This is a genomic window from Dactylosporangium siamense (assembly GCF_016862795.1).
Taxonomy (GTDB): domain Bacteria; phylum Actinomycetota; class Actinomycetes; order Mycobacteriales; family Micromonosporaceae; genus Dactylosporangium; species Dactylosporangium siamense.
Genome location: NZ_BONQ01000182.1, coordinates 19,448 through 36,157, shown reverse-complemented (window position 1 = coordinate 36,157; position 16,710 = coordinate 19,448). Strand labels below are relative to the sequence as shown.

The 16,710-nt window shown below is 70.9% G+C and carries 13 protein-coding genes; all 13 read left to right on the top strand.

Going from position 1 to position 16,710, the window contains the following annotated elements; translation table 11 throughout:
• The first annotated feature begins 21 nt into the window (after window positions 1-21).
• The 13 genes from Dsi01nite_RS52850 (at window position 22) to Dsi01nite_RS58075 (ending at window position 16,668) form a co-directional block, all read left to right on the top strand.
• The gene (locus Dsi01nite_RS52850; RefSeq protein ID WP_203854100.1) at window positions 22-1,965 is read left to right on the top strand and encodes a glycoside hydrolase family 28 protein; all 1,944 of its coding nucleotides are present in this window, start codon (window positions 22-24) and stop codon (window positions 1,963-1,965) included.
• Between the two features lie 612 nt (window positions 1,966-2,577).
• Window positions 2,578-2,715, top strand: coding sequence for a hypothetical protein (locus Dsi01nite_RS52845; protein ID WP_203854099.1), 138 nt, complete (start codon window positions 2,578-2,580; stop codon window positions 2,713-2,715).
• A 115-nt stretch (window positions 2,716-2,830) separates the two neighbouring features.
• Entirely contained in the window at window positions 2,831-3,805 is a 975-nt protein-coding gene (locus Dsi01nite_RS52840) for a dipeptidase (RefSeq protein ID WP_239137106.1), read from the top strand.
• 84 nt (window positions 3,806-3,889) lie between these two features.
• The gene (locus tag Dsi01nite_RS52835) at window positions 3,890-5,260 is read left to right on the top strand and encodes a serine hydrolase domain-containing protein (protein ID WP_203854098.1); all 1,371 of its coding nucleotides are present in this window, start codon (window positions 3,890-3,892) and stop codon (window positions 5,258-5,260) included.
• Window positions 5,261-5,294: 34 nt separating this feature from the next.
• The gene (locus tag Dsi01nite_RS52830; RefSeq protein ID WP_203854097.1) at window positions 5,295-6,881 is read left to right on the top strand and encodes an ABC transporter substrate-binding protein; all 1,587 of its coding nucleotides are present in this window, start codon (window positions 5,295-5,297) and stop codon (window positions 6,879-6,881) included.
• 34 nt (window positions 6,882-6,915) lie between these two features.
• A complete protein-coding gene (locus tag Dsi01nite_RS52825) occupies window positions 6,916-7,917 on the top strand; it encodes an ABC transporter permease (protein WP_203854096.1) in 1,002 nt (333 codons plus the stop codon).
• Window positions 7,917-9,809 carry a dipeptide/oligopeptide/nickel ABC transporter permease/ATP-binding protein gene (locus Dsi01nite_RS52820; RefSeq protein ID WP_203854095.1) on the top strand — a complete coding sequence of 631 codons (1,893 nt, stop codon included), beginning with the start codon at window positions 7,917-7,919 and terminating at the stop codon, window positions 9,807-9,809. The genes Dsi01nite_RS52825 and Dsi01nite_RS52820 overlap by 1 nt, the downstream gene beginning before the upstream one ends.
• A complete protein-coding gene (locus Dsi01nite_RS52815; RefSeq protein WP_203854094.1) occupies window positions 9,806-10,570 on the top strand; it encodes an ABC transporter ATP-binding protein in 765 nt (254 codons plus the stop codon). Before Dsi01nite_RS52820 ends, Dsi01nite_RS52815 begins: the two co-directional genes overlap by 4 nt.
• Window positions 10,567-11,955 (top strand): serine hydrolase domain-containing protein, encoded by a 1,389-nt coding sequence (locus Dsi01nite_RS52810; protein WP_203854093.1) that lies wholly within the window; start codon window positions 10,567-10,569, stop codon window positions 11,953-11,955. The genes Dsi01nite_RS52815 and Dsi01nite_RS52810 overlap by 4 nt, the downstream gene beginning before the upstream one ends.
• A 2-nt stretch (window positions 11,956-11,957) precedes the next feature.
• Window positions 11,958-13,079 (top strand): M20 family metallopeptidase, encoded by a 1,122-nt coding sequence (locus tag Dsi01nite_RS52805; protein WP_239137104.1) that lies wholly within the window; start codon window positions 11,958-11,960, stop codon window positions 13,077-13,079.
• Window positions 13,076-13,885, top strand: a complete 810-nt coding sequence (locus tag Dsi01nite_RS52800; RefSeq protein WP_239137103.1) for a GNAT family N-acetyltransferase — start codon at window positions 13,076-13,078, stop codon at window positions 13,883-13,885. Before Dsi01nite_RS52805 ends, Dsi01nite_RS52800 begins: the two co-directional genes overlap by 4 nt.
• Window positions 13,882-15,006, top strand: coding sequence for an o-succinylbenzoate synthase (gene menC / locus Dsi01nite_RS52795; protein ID WP_203854092.1), 1,125 nt, complete (start codon window positions 13,882-13,884; stop codon window positions 15,004-15,006). The genes Dsi01nite_RS52800 and menC overlap by 4 nt, the downstream gene beginning before the upstream one ends.
• 33 nt (window positions 15,007-15,039) lie before the next feature.
• Window positions 15,040-16,668 (top strand): PucR family transcriptional regulator, encoded by a 1,629-nt coding sequence (locus tag Dsi01nite_RS58075; RefSeq protein WP_239137101.1) that lies wholly within the window; start codon window positions 15,040-15,042, stop codon window positions 16,666-16,668.
• Window positions 16,669-16,710 lie beyond the last annotated feature (42 nt).

Here is a 16,710-nt window from a genome sequence, read left to right as displayed (position 1 = left end):
GAGGAAGAGATCATGCACCGGATGTCCCTGCACAAAGCGACGCCAGCACGCCGCAGGTGGATCGTCGTCACCCTGACCCTCGTCGTCGCGGCCGGGTGGGCCGTGTTCCCCCTGCCGGCCAGTGCGGCCGGCGTGTTCAACGTCCGAGACTACGGCGCCGCCGGCAACGGCACGACCAACGACACCCCAGCGATCGACCGGGCCATCGTGGCCGCCAACGCCGCCGGCGGCGGGACCGTCCAGTTCCCGGCCGGCACCTACCGGTCCGCCAACACGATCCACATGCTCAACAACGTCACTCTGCAGCTGGACAGTGGATCCACGATCATGGGCGCTTCCGGCACCGGCTACGACCTGGCCGAAGCGAACCCGAACTCGGCCTACCAGGACTTCGGTCACAGCCACTTCCGCAACGCCATGATCACGGGCAACGCCCTGTCCAACATCGGGTTCGTCGGCTCCGGCACGATCGACGGCGGCGGCTTCCTCAGCAACTTCGACGACCCCGGCGCGGGCAGGATCGACAAGGTCATCTCCCTCACCCGGTGCGCGAACCTCGAGCTGAGCGGGATCACCATCCGGCGGGCCGGCCACTTCGCCGCGCTGATCAACGGCTGCAACGGCGTGCACTCCGACGGCCTGGTCATCGACACGGCGGGCAACCAGGACGGCTGGAACATCGTCAACACCCAGAACGTCGTGATCACCAACGCCGACATCCGGGCCAACGACGACGCGCTGGTGTTCAAGAGCGACTGGGCGCTGGGTCAGCGGTTCACGAACGGGCACGTCCGGGTCACCAACTCGCGGCTGTCCGCAGGCTGCTGCAACGCGATCCAGTTCGGCTCGGAGACCTGCAGCGACTTCAGCGACTACGTGTTCGACGGGATCACCATCACCGGCGCCAACAAGGCCGGACTCGGCATGGTGACGATGGACGGCGCGAACATCTCCGACGTGCACTACCGCAACATCACCATGAGCGGCGTTGCCTCACCGATCTTCACGAAGGTCGGCACCCGACGCCGATGCGGCGACAACCCCGGGGTGGGCAGCGTCAACAACGTCACGTACGAGCACATCACCGGCACCGGCAAGGGTCCGCACACCGCGCTGCTGTGGGGCGCCGACTCCAGCCACCAGGTCCGCAACGTCACCTTCGACAACGTCGACCTGACCGTGCCCGGCGGCAGCGCGAACCGCGGCACCGCCGTGCCGAGCGACAACCCGAACGACTACTCCACGACCAGCATCGGCACCGCGCCGTCCTACGGCTGGTACCTGCACAACGTCAACGGCATCCGGTTCATCGACAGTTCGGTGCGGTTCGTCAACAACGACGACCGGCCGGCGGTGATCGCCGACGCGGGCGGCACGGTCACGTTCGACCATTTCACGGGCCAACGCGGCACCGGCGCGCCCAACGACATCCGGTTCCAGGGCATCACCGGCTACTGCGTCACCAACAGCGTCAACACCAGCGGCGGGGCGCTGCGGGTCAGCCAGACCGGCTCGACCCAGAACTGCGGCACGGCACTCACGATCAGCGGCCTCACCGTTGCCGACACCGCCAACGCAACGGACTGGTCCGTGCAGCCCAACCTCACCAACGGCGTCACCCAGTACGCAGACCGCGCCTACACGCTCGGCGCCGTACCCTCCGGGCTCACCGGCGCCCAGTGGATCCGTACCGCCAACGACTCCAAGGCCGCCACAGCAAATCCACTGGTCAGGTTCACCGTCAACAGGCAGGCGACGGTGAACGTCGCGGTGGACACCCGCCGGGGCCGGCTGTCCTGGATGGACTCGAGCTGGACCGACACCGGCGGCCGGATCACCAACAATGAGGGCACCCCTCGCACCTTCGCGGTGTTCTCGAAGGTGTTCGCGGCCGGCCAGATCGCGCTCGGCCCGAACGGCGACTCGGGCAACACCAGCAGCATGTACACGATCATCGTGACCTGACGCCGCACCCGCCGGCGCATCGCCCGCCCGTTCGACTGACCCATGGGAGCGCCTGACGGACGGAATCCCGGCGCGCTGCACCACACCGACCAGCCCCGGACGGCAATGCCCGTCCGGGGCAGCGTCAACGCCGTCAGTCGGGGATCAGGGCAACCTTGCCCGGCCTGGGCCGTCGGTTTCCCGCAGCGCTGCCTGGCACGCGTCCAGTGCCGCTGATCGGACCTCGATCGGGTGGCGCACACCCGGACGGATGGCCGGCACCACCCGCCACCGGTGACGATGGTCGGGTCGGTACCGGACACGCGGCGAAGCCGTCCGTTCGATCGTCCGGTGCGACGGGTACCAGATTGCCGGCCCCCGTTCGAAGGAGGCGGCCCATGCATCCCTCAATTGCCGTCGACGCCCACCGGATCCGGGCCCGGCTGCGCGCGGCCAGGCTCGACCGAGTTCCAAGGCCCGAACACAGGACCCTTCCATATCGCCCACTGGCGTGTCCCAGGACCATTCGGTGTGCACATGGCTGTCGCAGGGCAACGACATGCGACCACCCCCACCGATCAACGTCAGTGCCCTGACGCTATCCGTTCCTACTCCGGCCGACCGCCCGTCGAGGTGACGATCATCATCACCAGACACAACGTCGCCGAACTGGACGACATGCGCGCGTTGATCGACGCGATCGGCCTACCTCGACATGAGTACGCAGAGTTGGACGAATGGCCAAGCCGGGGGCGGATCCGCTGGTGCTGAGCACAAGGACGGCGGAGGCTTGTTCGACTACAGTGCCTCGCCGAAAGGTAGCCGTCGACCGCTCGATTGACGTGGGCGGCGATGCGACGGTTCGATCCGGTTCAGGAGGTTCCACGTGAGCTTGACCGCCATCCCGGCTCCGACGCTGTTCTGGGAGCAGCACACGTGCCTGCCACTGTCGACGGCGGCGGACGTGGGCGACGTTCTGCGGTATCGCCGGCCCGGCGGCTCCTATATCTGCGTCAACGTCGGGTACGCGCCGCACACCAAGGAGATGTCGCTGGGGTTTCTCGACCAGTTCCGGCGCCAGATCGAGGCGCACCCCGATCTGGCGTTGGCCGGCGGGGTCGCCGATGTCGACGCGGCTCGCGCGAGCGGGCGGATCGTGGTGGCGTTCGATCTGGAGGACTCGCGCCCGCTCGACGGCGACCTCGACATGGTGGAGACGTTCTACGGGCTCGGAGTGCGCGCGCTCCTGCCGACCTACAACACCGCCAACGCCGCCGGCTGCGGCTGCCTCGATACGGAAGACACCGGGCTGACGACGTACGGGCGGGATCTGGTCCGCCGGATGAACGAGGTCGGGATGCTGGTCGACGGCTCGCACTGCAGTACCCGGACGGGCCTGGACCTGTCGGTGGTCACCGAGCGCCCGATGATCTACTCGCACTCGGCGATGAAGGGGGTGTGGGACCACGTCCGCAACATCACCGACGAGCAGGCCCGGGAGTGCGCGGCGACCGGCGGGGTGATCGGCATTCCGGGTGTCGGCATCTTCCTGGGCGAGAACACCGCGACCTTGGACGCGTTCGTGGCGCACATCGACTACGCCGTCGAGCTGGTCGGCTGGGAGCACGTCGGAATCGGCAGCGACTACGCGTTCGACGCCGAGGACCTGGAGGTCGAGCTGGCGGCCAACCCGGACCTGTTTCCGGAGGAGTACACGCGATGGGGCACTGTCCGGTTCGTCGAGCCGGAGGTCACGGTCGGTGTCGAGGCGGAACTGCTCAAGCGCGGATACCCGGCCGAGGTCGTCGCGGGCATTCTGGGAGGAAATTTTCGTCGGGTGGCGGGCCAGGTGTGGAGGTAGTTGGCCGATCCCACTAAGTGGGTCTAGCCGCTTTGGCGGATCGCCCAAAGCGGTGCGTCGTGGAGGTCCCTACTCTCGGTCCGCATGACCGGTGCCCAGAACGTCCAGAGCTGGCTTGATGCCAACCTCGGCCGGCTCGTGGCCGAGCGCGGCGTGCCCGGGGCGTCGGCGGCGGTCCTGGTCGACGGCCGGCAGTACGCGGCCGCGGCCGGGGTCACGAGCACGGCCACCGGCGTGCCGGTCGACCCGGACACCGTGTTCCAGGTCGGGTCGATCACGAAGTTGTGGACCAGCGCCCTCGTCATGCAGCTGGCCGACGAGGGCCTGGTCGACATCGACCGGCCGCTGCGGGACTACCTGCCCGGGTTCGCGGTCGGCGACGCGGAGGCGTCGGCGGCGATCACGTGCCGGCACCTGCTGTCCCATGTCGCGGGCTTCGAGGGCGACATCTTCACCGACACCGGCCGCGGCGACGACGCGGTCGAACGGTACGTCGCCTCGATCCGCGACGTCCCGCAGGTGTTCGCGCCGGGCGGGATGTTCTCGTACAACAACACCGGGTTCGTGGTGCTGGGCCGACTGGTCGAAGTGCTGCGCGACCGGCCGTTCGACCAGGTGCTTCTCGAGCGGCTGGCCACGCCGCTCGGTCTGCGCCGGGTGAGCCCGAGCCCGTACGAGGCGATCCTGCACCGGGCCGCCGTCGGCCACCTCGACGATGCGGTTGCGACGACGACCTGGGCCTTGCCCCGGTCGAACGCTCCGGCCGGGTCGATGCTGGCCATGACGCCCGCCGACCTGCTCGGCTTCGCGGCGATGCACCTCGCCGGCGGTACCGCCCCGGACGGGACCCGGATCCTCGCGCCGGAAACCGTCCTCGCGATGCAGACGCCGCAAGTGACCGTGCCGGATCTGGCCACGATGGGCGGCTCCTGGGGTCTCGGCTGGGAGCGCGACGAGTACGACGGACGGGTCGTCGTCGGCCATGACGGCGGTACGATCGGGCAGGCCGCGTTTGTGCGGGTGGTCCCCGACGCCGGAGTCGCGGTCGCGCTGCTGACCAATGGCGGCGACGTCCTCGGCCTCTACCGTGACGTCGTCGGACACCTGCTCGAACAGCTCACGGGCATCGTCCTGCCCGGCCCCGACGTGCCGCCCGCGCATCCCGAGCCGTTCGACCCGGCGCCCTATCTCGGCCGGTACGCCGACACCATCTACGACGTCACGGTCAGCCAGGGCGCCGATGGTGAGGTCTGGCTCGACCGGACGCCCAAGGACGCCCTCGCCGGCCTGGAGAAGCCGTTGCGGGTACGCCTGGTCCGGCACGGCGCGGACCGCCTGATCTCCGTCGAACCGCACCACGGCGTCCATCCCGTCTTCGCCTTCATCGGCCGTGACGGCACCGGGCGCAGCGAACACATCCATTACGGCCGGGCCATCGCCCGCGTCGCCGATTGATGTCCCACCACGACATTCAGCAGGAGGCTCCTCGATGAAGTCCTTCCCGAGCCGGACGCGGGCCACGGTCGCGGTGGCGGTCGCCGCGTTGTGCCTCGCCGGGTGCGGCAGCGGTTCCGGCGGCAGCGGCGACACCAAGTACGCCACCGGCGCGACCTTCACCCTGGCCGAGGCGGCCGACCCCGGCAGTCTGGACCCGCAGGCCGGGGCGGGCAGCTCGCTGATCCAGATGAACGCCCTCGCCTACGACTCGCTCGTCGCGGTCGACGCGAAAGGCACCATCCTGCCGCAGCTGGCCTCGTCCTGGACGGTCGACGGCACCACGGCCACGTTCACCATCAAGTCCGGGATCACCTGCGCGGACGGCGCGGCGTTCACCGCGCAGACGGTCGTCGACAACATCACCTACGTCGAGAACCCGGAGAGCAAGAGCCCCCTGCTCGGCGCGTTCATCCCGGTCGGCGTCACCGCCAGCGCCAGCGGGTCGACCGTCACGCTGACCCTGGCCAAGCCGTCACCGTTCCTGCTGAGCAGCCTGGCCAATCTGCCGATGGTGTGCGACAAGGGTATGAAGGACCGTTCGACGCTCAAGAGCGGCACCGACGGCACCGGCCCCTTCACGCTGTCCCAGGCGAGCCCGGGCGACCAGTACACCTACACCGTCCGCTCCGGCTACACGTGGGGCGCGGGCGGCGCGTCGACCGCTGCCGCCGGTACGCCGGCGAAGATCGTCGTGAAGATCATCGCCAACGAGACCACGGCCGCCAACACGCTGCTCGCCGGGCAGATCAACGCCGCCCGGATCGTCGGCACCGACCGGACGCGCCTCGCCGGGGCCGGCATCGCCTCGTCGTCCACCCCGCTGCTGCTCGGCCAGCAGTGGTACAACCAGGCGGCCGGACACCCGACCAGCGACCCGCAGGTCCGCCTGGCGCTCACCGAGGCCCTCGACTTCGGGCAGCTGCAGAAGGTCCTCACGGCCAACCTGGGCAGCGCGGCGACCCAGCTCGCGGTCCTGCCGCCGGCCGGCTGCCAGGGCGACTCGGTGACCGGCCACGTGCCGGCGACCAACGTCGCCGACGCCAAGGCGAAGCTCGCCGCAGCCGGCTGGACCGCCGGCGCCGACGGCATCCTGGCCAAGGACGGCAAGAAGCTGTCGCTGACCATGCTGTACGACTCGGCCCTGGGTGCCGGGGCGTCGGCCGCCGCCGAACTGCTGACGAGCCAGTGGAAGGCGATCGGCGTCGAGGTGACGACGAAGTCGCAGGCCACGGCGGCGATGCAGGGTGTCATGTTCGGCACCGGCGCCTGGGATGTGGTGTGGGAGGCGCTGAACGTCAACACTCCCGACCAGCTCGTTGCCTTCCTGTCCGGGCCGGCCGCGCCGAACGGCACGAACTTCGCCGGGATCAACAACGCCACCTACACCGCCGCCGCCGCCAAGGCCGCGACGAAGAACGGCGCCGCCGGCTGCGACGACTGGCTCGCGGCCGAGGCGGCCCTGTTCCAGGCGGCCGACGTCGTGCCGTTCGCCAACAGTCAGATCCCGATCTTCTACAAGGGCGCCACGCTCTCGCAGACCGGCACGATCCTGCCGATGTCGATCAAGATGCTCGGCTGACCCGACCACCAACCGATCCGGGGGAGTCACCCGTATGTCAGCGACACCGGTAGCCGTGTCGGAGCGCGGCCGGGCCACCGACTGGTGGAGGAACCGATGGGTCCGCTTCGCGGCACGACGGACCTTGCGGCTGCTGGTGTCGCTGTGGGTGCTGGTCACGGCGGCGTTCTTCATGGTCCACCTGGTGCCCGGCGACCCGATCCGGGCGGCGCTGGGCCCGCTGGCGCCGGCTGACCTGGTCAGCGCCCAGCGCCACGCCCTGGGGTTGGACGACCCGCTGCTCGTGCAGTACGGACACTTCCTGCGCGGGCTGCTCACCGGGCAACTCGGCGACTCGATCGGCTCGCAACTGCCGGTCAGCCAGATCATCGGCCAGCGGCTGCCGGCCACCGCCGAGCTGGCGCTGCTGGCCTTCGCGGTGGCGGTCGTGGTCGCGATCCCGCTCGGTGTCGGGGTCGCGGTGCTCACCCGGCACGGCCGGGCCCGCCGCACCGAACTGGCCTTCGTCTCTTCGACCGTCATCCTCGGTGCCGTCCCGGACTTCGTGCTCGGTGTGGTGTTCGTGTTCGTCTTCGCCGTGAACCTGCACTGGCTGCCGGTCGCGGGCCGCGACGGGGCCAGCTCGTTCGTCCTGCCCGTGCTGGCCCTGGCCGTCGGCCCGGCAGCGATCCTGTCGCGGATCGTCCGGGTGGAAATGCTGTCCGTGCTCGACACCGACTACCTGCGCACCGCCCGAGCCAAGCGGCTGTCCGGGCCGCGGATCAACCTCGTGCACGCCCTGCCCAACGCGGTCACCGCGACGTTGACCGTCAGCGGGCTCCTGCTCGGTTCGCTGGTCGCCGGCACCGTGCTCGTCGAGAACGTCTTCGCCTGGCCCGGCCTCGGCAGCACGATCGTCCAATCGATCATCAACAAGGATTACCCGCTGGTCCAGGCCATCGTGCTCGTCTACGGCGTCGGCGTGCTGCTGATCAACACCGTGGTCGACGTCGTGCTGGCCGTGCTCGCCCCGCGCTCCACGATCGGAGTTGACTGATGCAGCGCTGGTCCCGCGCCGCCCGCACGCCACTCGGCATCGTCGGGTTCGGCCTGCTCGCGGTCACCCTGTTCCTGGCGGTGTTCGCCCCGCTCATATGGCATCGCCAGGCCGGCGACTACGACACCGACAACCTGCTCGCCGGAGCGTCCGGCGAGCACTGGTTCGGCACCGACAATCTCGGCCGGGACATCTTCTACCGGGTGCTGGTCGCCACCCGCCTGTCCATCACGCTCGCCGTGTCGGCGACGCTGATCGCGGTTGTCGTGGGCGTCGTGCTCGGCGCCGCCCCGACCCTGCTGGGCCGCTGGATCGGCCGGCCACTCATCGGGCTGGTCAACATCCTGGTCGCGTTCCCCGGCCTGCTGCTCGTCCTCTTCTTCGCCATCGTCTTCGGTGTCGGCGCCAAGGGCGCGGTCCTCGCGGTCGGTCTGGCCGGCGCGCCGACCTTCGCCCGGCTCGGCCACACGCTCATGGCCGCCGTCGCGGGGCGCGACTTCGTCGCCGCCGCCCGGGCCAGTGGTGTGCGGCCGGGCCGGATCCTCGTCCGCCACCTGCTGCCCAACATCGCCGAACCGCTCATCGTGAACGCCACCATCGGCGCCGGCGGCGTGCTGCTTTCCTTCGCCGGCTTGTCGTTCCTCGGGCTCGGCGTGCAGTCCCCGGACTACGACTGGGGCCGCATGATGCAGGACGGGCTCGGCGGCATCTACGTGCACCCGCTGGCCGCCCTCGCCCCGGGCGCGGCGGTGATCATCGCCGGCCTCGCGTTCAATCTCAGCGGGGAGGCCGTCGCCCGGGCCCTCGGCGTCCAGGTCGACGTCGCGTGGCGGGCCGTGGTCACGCCGACCCGCCACCGTGCCCGGGCAGCCGCGCCGCCGCCCGCTGACGACGTCGACCCGGACCTGGTGCTGGACGTTGCGAACCTGCGCGTCGCGTTCCCGCACGGCGGTGACGTGATCCGCCCGGTGCGCGGCGTCACCTTCCAGGTCCGTCGGGGCGAGGCGGTCGGCATCGTCGGCGAGTCGGGCTCCGGCAAGTCGCTGACCGCGCTGGCCGTCGCCGACCTGCTGGAATTCCCGGCGCAGGTGGACGCCGACCGGCTCGCCGTCCTCGGCACCGACCTGCACGACGGCACCGACCACCGGCACCTGCTCGGCACCTCCGTGGCCATGGTGTTCCAGGACCCGATGACCTCGTTCAACCCCGCACACCGGGTCGGCGCGCAACTGGCCGAGGCGGCGCGGGCCCACCAGGGCGCGACCCGGAAACAGGCGTGGCGGCGCGCGGTCGATCGGTTGAGCGCGGTCCACATCCACGACCCGCACCGCCGGGCTCGGCAGTACCCGTTCGAGTTCTCCGGTGGAATGCGCCAGCGCGCGATGATCGGCATGGGCCTGATGGGCGCGCCCAAGCTCATCGTGGCCGATGAGCCGACCACTGCCCTCGACGTCACCGTGCAGCGGCAGGTGCTGGACATGTTGCGGGAGGTCCGCACGACCGACGACGTCGCCCTCATCCTGATCAGTCATGACGTGTCGGTGGTCGCCGAGGTCTGCGACCGGGTGATGGTCATGTACGCCGGCCGCGTCGTCGAGGACCTCCCCGCCGCCGACCTCGCCGTCGCTGCCCGGCACCCGTACACCCGGGCGCTGGTCGCCGCCGTGCCCGACATGCACAGCGATCTCGACGCCCCGCTGGCCACCATCTTCGGCCAGCCGGTCGACCCGGCTCACGTGCCGGACGGCTGCGCCTACGCGGCCCGGTGCCCGCTGGCCGATCGGCGTTGCCGCACCCAGGAGCCGACCCTGACGTCGGGTGTGGCGTGCTGGCATCCCGGCGAGTCGCTGCCCGTTCCGCACGCCCGCGACGCCCGGGAGGTGGACGCGTGAGCCGCCTTGATCTCCAGGAACTCACTGTCCGGTACCGCCACACCACCGCGGTCGACCGGGTCAGCCTGACCGTTCCCGACGGCGAGATCGTCGGACTGGTCGGCGAGTCCGGGTCGGGCAAGTCGAGCATCGCCCGCGCCATCGTCGGTCTGGCCCCGGTCAGCGGCGGCCGGATCGAGCTCGACGGCCGTGAGCTCGCCCGTCGGGGCCGGCGGCGCCCGGTGCAGATGGTCTTCCAGGACCCGTACTCGTCGCTCGACCCGCGCATGACGGTCGGCGAGAGCATCGCCGAGGCCATCCCTGAGCGGCTGGACCGCACCGTCCGCCGCCGCGAGGTCGAGCGCCTGCTGCACCGGGTCCATCTCGACCCGGCCCGGGCCGGCCAGCGCCCGGGCCAGCTCTCCGGCGGCCAGCGTCAACGCGTCGCGCTCGCCCGGGCGCTCGCCGGCCGGCCCGAGGTCCTGATCGCCGACGAGATCACCTCCGCTCTCGACGTCTCGGTCCAGGGCGCCATCCTGAACCTGATCCGGGAGATGCAGCGCGAACTGGGCCTGTCGATCCTGTTCATCTCGCACAACCTCGCGGTCGTGCGCTACGTGGCCAGCCGCATCGCCGTCATGTACCAGGGTCGCCTGGTCGAGGACGGACCCGCCGCCGAGGTGCTCGGCGATCCGAGTCACGAATACACCCGTCGGCTGCTCGCCGCGGTGCCCGCCGGCGTGGCCGGCCGTTCCACCCACCCTCGTAAGGAGTTTCGATGACCACGATTGACCACGCGCACTGGCAGCGTCGCCTCGACGATCTGGTGGCCCGGCACGGCGTGCCCGGCGCCCAGCTCGGCATCCTGCGCCTGGGCGCCGACGGCGCGGACGACGAGGTGTTCACCGCCGCGACCGGGGTTCTGCACGCCGGTACCGGCCAGCCCGCCACCACCGACTCGGTCTGGCAGATCGGCTCGATCACCAAGGTGTGGACCGCCACCGTCATCATGCAGCTGGTCGACGAGGGCCGCTTCACCCTCGACACCCCGGTCGTCGACATCGTCACCGACCTCGAACTCCGCGACCCGGATGTGACCAAGGAGGTGACCGTCCGGCACCTGCTGACCCACAGCAGCGGCATCGACGGTGACGTCTTCACCGACACCGGCCGCGGCGACGACGCCCTGCGCAAGTACGTCGCCGAGCTGAGCACGGCCGCGCAGAACCACCCGCTCGGCGCTACCTGGTCGTACTGCAACTCCGGCTACTCGATCCTCGGCCGCATCATCGAGGTCACCACCGGCCAGACCTGGGACGCGGCGATCAAGGAGAAGCTGTTCGTCCCGCTCGGCCTCACCCGCACCGGTACCCTTCCCGAGGAGGCGATGGTGTTCGCGCACTCGGTCGGGCACCTCAAGGGCGGCGACGAACCCGTCGTCGCACCGGTGTGGGCGCTGCCCCGCTCGGTCGCGCCGGCCGGCCTCATCAACGCCGACGTCGCCGACGTGCTCGCATTCGCCCGTATGCACCTGACCGGCGGCCGTGCCGCCGACGGCACTCAGGTCCTGGCCGAGGCGAGCACCGCCGCGATGGCCGCGTTCCAGGTCGACTGCCCGGAGAAGATCCTGCTCGGCGACTCGTGGGGGCTCGGCTGGTTCCGCTGCGACTGGAACGGCCACCGGGCCATCGGCCACGACGGCAACACCATCGGCCAGGCGGCCTTCCTGCGGCTGCTGCCCGAGGTGGGCCTCGCGGTCGCGCTCAACACCAACATCGGTAGCGCGATCCCCTTGTACCAGGATCTGTTCGGCGAGATCTTCGCCGAGCTCGCCGGCGTCGACCTGCCGCCCCGCTTCGAGCTGCCGGCCGAACCGATCGTGGTCGACGCCACCCCGTACGTCGGCGTGTACAGCCGCGAGTCGGTGCAGCTGGAGGTCTTCCTCGACGGCGACCAGCCGATGATCCGGATCACCCTCACTGGACCGGTGGCCCAGCTGGAGGAGGCCAAGCCGGAGACCCACCCGCTGGTCGCGGTCGAGGACGCCCTGTTCGCCGTCCAGCTGGACGGGTCGGAGGCCCATTTCCCGGTGCGGTTCTACACCCTGCCGACCGGTGAGGACTACATCCACCTCGGCGCGCGGGCCACCCCGAAGCGGACAGCCTGACCGTGAGCACACCACCACCGGTCGACCTCGACGACCTGCTCGTCGATCTGCGACGGCTCGTCGAATGCGAGTCGCCGTCGGCCGACCACGCGGCGGTGGCCCGATCCGCCGACCTGGTCGCCGAGATCGGCACGGCCCGGCTCGGCCAACCCCCCGAACGGATCACCATCGACGGCTGGAGCCACCTGCGATGGCGATTCGGGGACCGGACCACCGGGCGGGTCCTCCTGCTCGGTCACCATGACACGGTGTGGCCGATCGGGACGCTGGAACGCATCCCGTTCCGGGTCGAAGCCGGCGTGCTGCGCGGGCCGGGTTGCTTCGACATGCTGGCCGGGCTCGTGATGGCGATCCACGTGGTGGCGAGCCTGACCGATCGCAACGGCGTGACGTTGCTGGTGACCGGAGACGAGGAACTCGGCTCGCCGTCCTCGCGGCAGCTCGTCGAGGACGACGCACGCGGCGCCACGGCGGCTCTGGTCCTGGAAGCCTCCGCCGACGGCGGCGCGCTCAAGGTGGCCCGCAAAGGCGTCTCGCTGTACGAGGTCGGCGTGGCCGGTCGCGCGGCCCACGCCGGGCTGGAGCCGGAGAACGGCGTCAACGCCGCCGTGGAGCTGGCCCACCAGCTGCTCACCGTCGCGGCGCTCGGTGATCCCCGGGCCGGGACCACCGTCACCCCGACCGTCGCACGCGCCGGCACCACCGCCAACACCGTCCCCGCCACGGCGGGTTTCACCGTGGACGTGCGAGCCTGGACCGCCGAGGAGCAGCAGCGGGTCGACACGGCGCTGCGCGCGCTCACCCCGGTGCTGCCCGAGGCGGAGGTCAGCGTCTCCGGCGGCATCAACCGGCCGCCGCTGGAGGCGTCCTCCAGCGCGGAGCCGGCGACGCGTGCGCACCGGATCGTCGAGCGGCTCGGCCTGCCGCCGTTGTCGACGGCCGCCGTCGGCGGAGCCAGCGACGGCAACTTCACCGCCGGGGTCGGCACGCCGACCCTGGATGGGCTCGGTGCCGTCGGCGGGGGAGCCCACGCCGACCACGAGCATGTCCTTGTCGACCGCCTCCTCGACCGGTGCGCGTTGCTGCACGCCCTGGTCGCCGAACTTCTGGAGGAAGGCCCATGAGCCGGGACGAACACCATGGCGACGTCGCCGAGGCCGAGGCCGGCTGGGCCAAGGCGGCCGCTCAGGCCGGCACCGAGCTGCGCGAACTCACCCAGGTCGACGAACTTGGCACGCTGGCCGCCACGCTCACCGAGATCTGGGGATCATCGGTCCCGATGATGTCCGGCGAACTGCTGCGCGCCATGAGCCGTGCGGGCAGCTACGTCGTGGGCGCGTACAGCGATGGGCGGATGGTCGGCGGCTGCGTCGGCTTCCACGAGGAGCCCGAGGCCCGCGCGTTGCACAGCCACATCGCCGGCGTGCTCCCCGGTCAGGTCGGGCGCGGCGTCGGGTACGCGCTGAAACTTCACCAGCGAACCTGGGCCCTGAAACGCGGCATCGCGACGATCGAATGGACCTACGACCCGCTGGTGGCCCGCAACGCATACTTCAACATCGCGAAACTCGGGGCGCGACCGGTGGAGTACCTGACCAACTTCTACGGCCCGATGAACGACGCGATCAACGGGCACGACGACTCCGATCGGGTTCTGGTGCGCTGGGAGCTTCAGTCACCGGCCGCCCGGGCCGCGGGTTCGGGCCGATCGCTGCCGGGGGCGAGCCCGTCGGACCGCGCCGTCCATGTCGCGCTGCCCGACGACATCGAGGCGATGCGGGCCGGCGACCACGCCGGCGCCCGGGCCTGGCGCATCCGCGTCCGCGACCGCCTGCACCCGCTGTTGGCCGAAGGCTGGCGGGTCGTCGGTTTCGATCGCGCCGCCGGCTACCACCTCGAACCCCCGACCTCGACTGGAGACACGCGATGAAGATCCGCGCGGTAGAGCTGCGCCGGATCGGGATGCCGCTGGTCAGCCCGTTCCGCACCTCGTTCGGCACCCAGCACCAGCGCGACATCCTGCTGCTCAAAGTGATCACCGACGCCGGGTACGGCTGGGGCGAATGCGTGGCGCTGGTCGATCCGGCGTACTCGCCGGAGTACGTCGACGGGCAGAGCGACGTACTCCGGCGGTTCCTCCTGCCGGCACTGGCCACCGACGAGGGGAATGCGGCCGTCGAGGAGTTCGGCGCGCCGGCGGTGGCGCGGCGGCTCGAGCACTTCAAGGGGCACCGCATGGCCAAGGCCGCCCTGGAGATGGCGGTCCTCGACGCCGAACTGCGGGAAACCGGCCGATCGTTCGCCCGCGAACTCGGCGGCGTGGTCGACCGGGTCCCGGCCGGGGTGTCGGTGGGGATCTTCGAGAGCATCCCGGCGCTGCTCGACGTGGTGGCCGGCTACCTCGACGAGGGTTACCGCCGGATCAAACTCAAGATCGAGCCGGGTTGGGACGTCGAGCCGGTCCGCGCCGTCCGGGAACAGTTCGGCGACGCCATGCTGCTCCAGGTGGACGCGAACACCGCCTACACCTTGCGCGACGCGCGGCACCTGGCCAAACTCGACGACTTCGATCTCCTGCTCATCGAGCAGCCCCTGCCAGAGGACGACGTGCTCGGCCACGCCGACCTCGCCCGGGTCGTGCGCACACCGATCTGCCTCGACGAGTCCATCGTCTCGGCCCAGACCGCCGCCGCCGCGATCCGCCTCGGCGCAACTCAGGTGATCAACATCAAGCCTGGACGGGTCGGCGGCTACCTGGAGGCCAAGGCGATCCACGACGTCGCGGCGGCCCACGGCGTGCCGGTGTGGTGCGGCGGAATGATCGAGAGCGGGCTCGGACGGGCGGCCAACGCCGCACTCGCCTCCCTCCCCGGATTCACGCTGCCCGGCGACATATCCGCCTCCGGGCGGTTCTACCGGGTCGACATCACCCCACCGCTGGTCCTGGAGAACGGTCACATCCGCGTACCGACCGGCCCCGGGCTGGGTGTCACGCCGATTCCGGAGATCCTCGACGAGGTCACGACGGCGGTCGAAACGGTCGAATTCTGACCGGCGCCGACGCCCGTGCGTAAGCTGCGAGCCGTGACCCAGCGACCGCGAGCCAGCCTGGGCCGCGTGCTCGGCGACCTCGGCGACACGCTGCTGGAACTGCTGCACGGCGATCCCGACCACCGCGGCGAGATCGGTGGGGTCGTCATCGACGACCCCACCGACGAGCCGATCTTCCAGCCGCGCGCGCTCGTCCTCGGCCCGGGAATCGACGCCGCGCGGCTTCCCGAGGTCATCGACCGCGTGTCAGCCGGCGGCGCGGTCGGGCTGGTGATCCGCTCCACCGCGATCGGCGACGAACTGCGGCGTGCGATCGATCGCAGCGGGATCGCGCTCATCGGCCTTCGGCGGGGGGCCACCTGGACCCAGCTGATCGCCCTCCTACGATCCGTCCTGGCCGAGGACGACGTCGCCGTCACCGACCAGGAATCCCTCGGCGGCCTTCCCTCGGGAGACCTGTTCGCCGTGGCCAACGCGGTCGCCGCGCTGCTCGATGCCCCCGTCACCATCGAGGACCGCAGCTCCCGCGTCCTCGCCTTCTCCGGCCGCCAGGACGAGGCAGACCCCTCGCGCGTGGAGACGGTGATCGGCCGCCAAGTGCCCGACCGCTATGCCCGGCTACTCACCGAGGCCGGCGTATTCCGCGATCTCTACCGCCAGCGCGGCCCCGTGATCGTCGATCCCCGGACGCTCGGCCACGAGAGCCTGACCAAGCAACGCGTCGCGATCGCGGTCCGTGCGGGCGACGAGATCCTCGGATCCATCTGGGCGGTCATGGACGGCGACATCACCGCCCAGCGGTCGACCGCTCTCGGCGAGGCGGCGAACCTGGTCGCGCTGCACCTGCTCCGCCTCCGCGCCGGCGCCGACGTCCAGCGACGCCTCCGCACCGACCTGGTCAGCACCGCCCTTGAAGGCGGCCCGGCCGCCCGCGACGCGTTGGCGCGCGTCGGGCTCAGCGGCAAGCCGGTCCTGGTCATCGCGGCCGCGCTGCCCTCGGAGTACGAACGCGACGCCGAACGCGCCGCCGAGCAGCAACGGCTCGCCGACGCGATGTCGGTGTACCTCACCGCGACCGTCCCTCAGGCCGTGGTCGCGCCCGTCGGCCGGGTGGTCTACGCGCTCCTGCACGTGCCGCGCCGCTCCGGCGACGCCGAAGAACGCGCGCTGCGGGTGCTCACTGAGTTCGCCGACCGGGTCGGCGACAAGCTACCAGTGGTCGCGGCGGTCGGCCCGCTCGCCGAGGAGATCGGCGAACTGGTCCAGTCGCGGGCGGTCGCCGACCGGGTGCTACGCGTGCTGACCGATAGCCCGGGCGCCCGGCGCGTGGCCCGCCTCGACGACGTGCAGACCCAGTCACTCGTCCTCGAACTCCGCGACATCGCGGCGGCCCGCGGCGAGCGGCCCGGTGGCGCCCTGGCCCGGCTGATCGACTACGACATCGACGGCGAGAGCGGCCTGGTCGAATCGTTGCGCGCGTGGCTCGACGCCCTCGGCGACGTGACCGCCGCCGCGAACGCGCTGTTCATCCATCCCAACACCCTGCGCTACCGGCTACGACGCATCACCGAGGTCAGCGGGCTCGATCTGACCGACCCGGATCAGCGCTTCGCCGCCATGCTCCAGCTCCGCATCCTCGACCACGGCCAACCACCGCGTTGACGCCCGGAGCGACCGGGCCGGCCATCTTCACGGCGCTTCCGC

Bases quoted from the DNA above. Each gene is read 5' to 3' on its own strand.
- Dsi01nite_RS52835 (WP_203854098.1), top strand. From the start codon at position 3,890: ATGACCGGTGCCCAGAACGTCCAGAGCTGGCTTGATGCCAACCTCGGC.
- Dsi01nite_RS52800 (WP_239137103.1), top strand. From the start codon at position 13,076: ATGAGCCGGGACGAACACCATGGCGACGTCGCCGAGGCCGAGGCCGGC.
- Dsi01nite_RS52820 (WP_203854095.1), top strand. From the start codon at position 7,917: ATGCAGCGCTGGTCCCGCGCCGCCCGCACGCCACTCGGCATCGTCGGG.
- Dsi01nite_RS52825 (WP_203854096.1), top strand. From the start codon at position 6,916: ATGTCAGCGACACCGGTAGCCGTGTCGGAGCGCGGCCGGGCCACCGAC.
- Dsi01nite_RS52830 (WP_203854097.1), top strand. From the start codon at position 5,295: ATGAAGTCCTTCCCGAGCCGGACGCGGGCCACGGTCGCGGTGGCGGTC.
- Dsi01nite_RS52810 (WP_203854093.1), top strand. From the start codon at position 10,567: ATGACCACGATTGACCACGCGCACTGGCAGCGTCGCCTCGACGATCTG.
- menC (WP_203854092.1), top strand. From the start codon at position 13,882: ATGAAGATCCGCGCGGTAGAGCTGCGCCGGATCGGGATGCCGCTGGTC.
- Dsi01nite_RS52850 (WP_203854100.1), top strand. From the start codon at position 22: ATGTCCCTGCACAAAGCGACGCCAGCACGCCGCAGGTGGATCGTCGTC.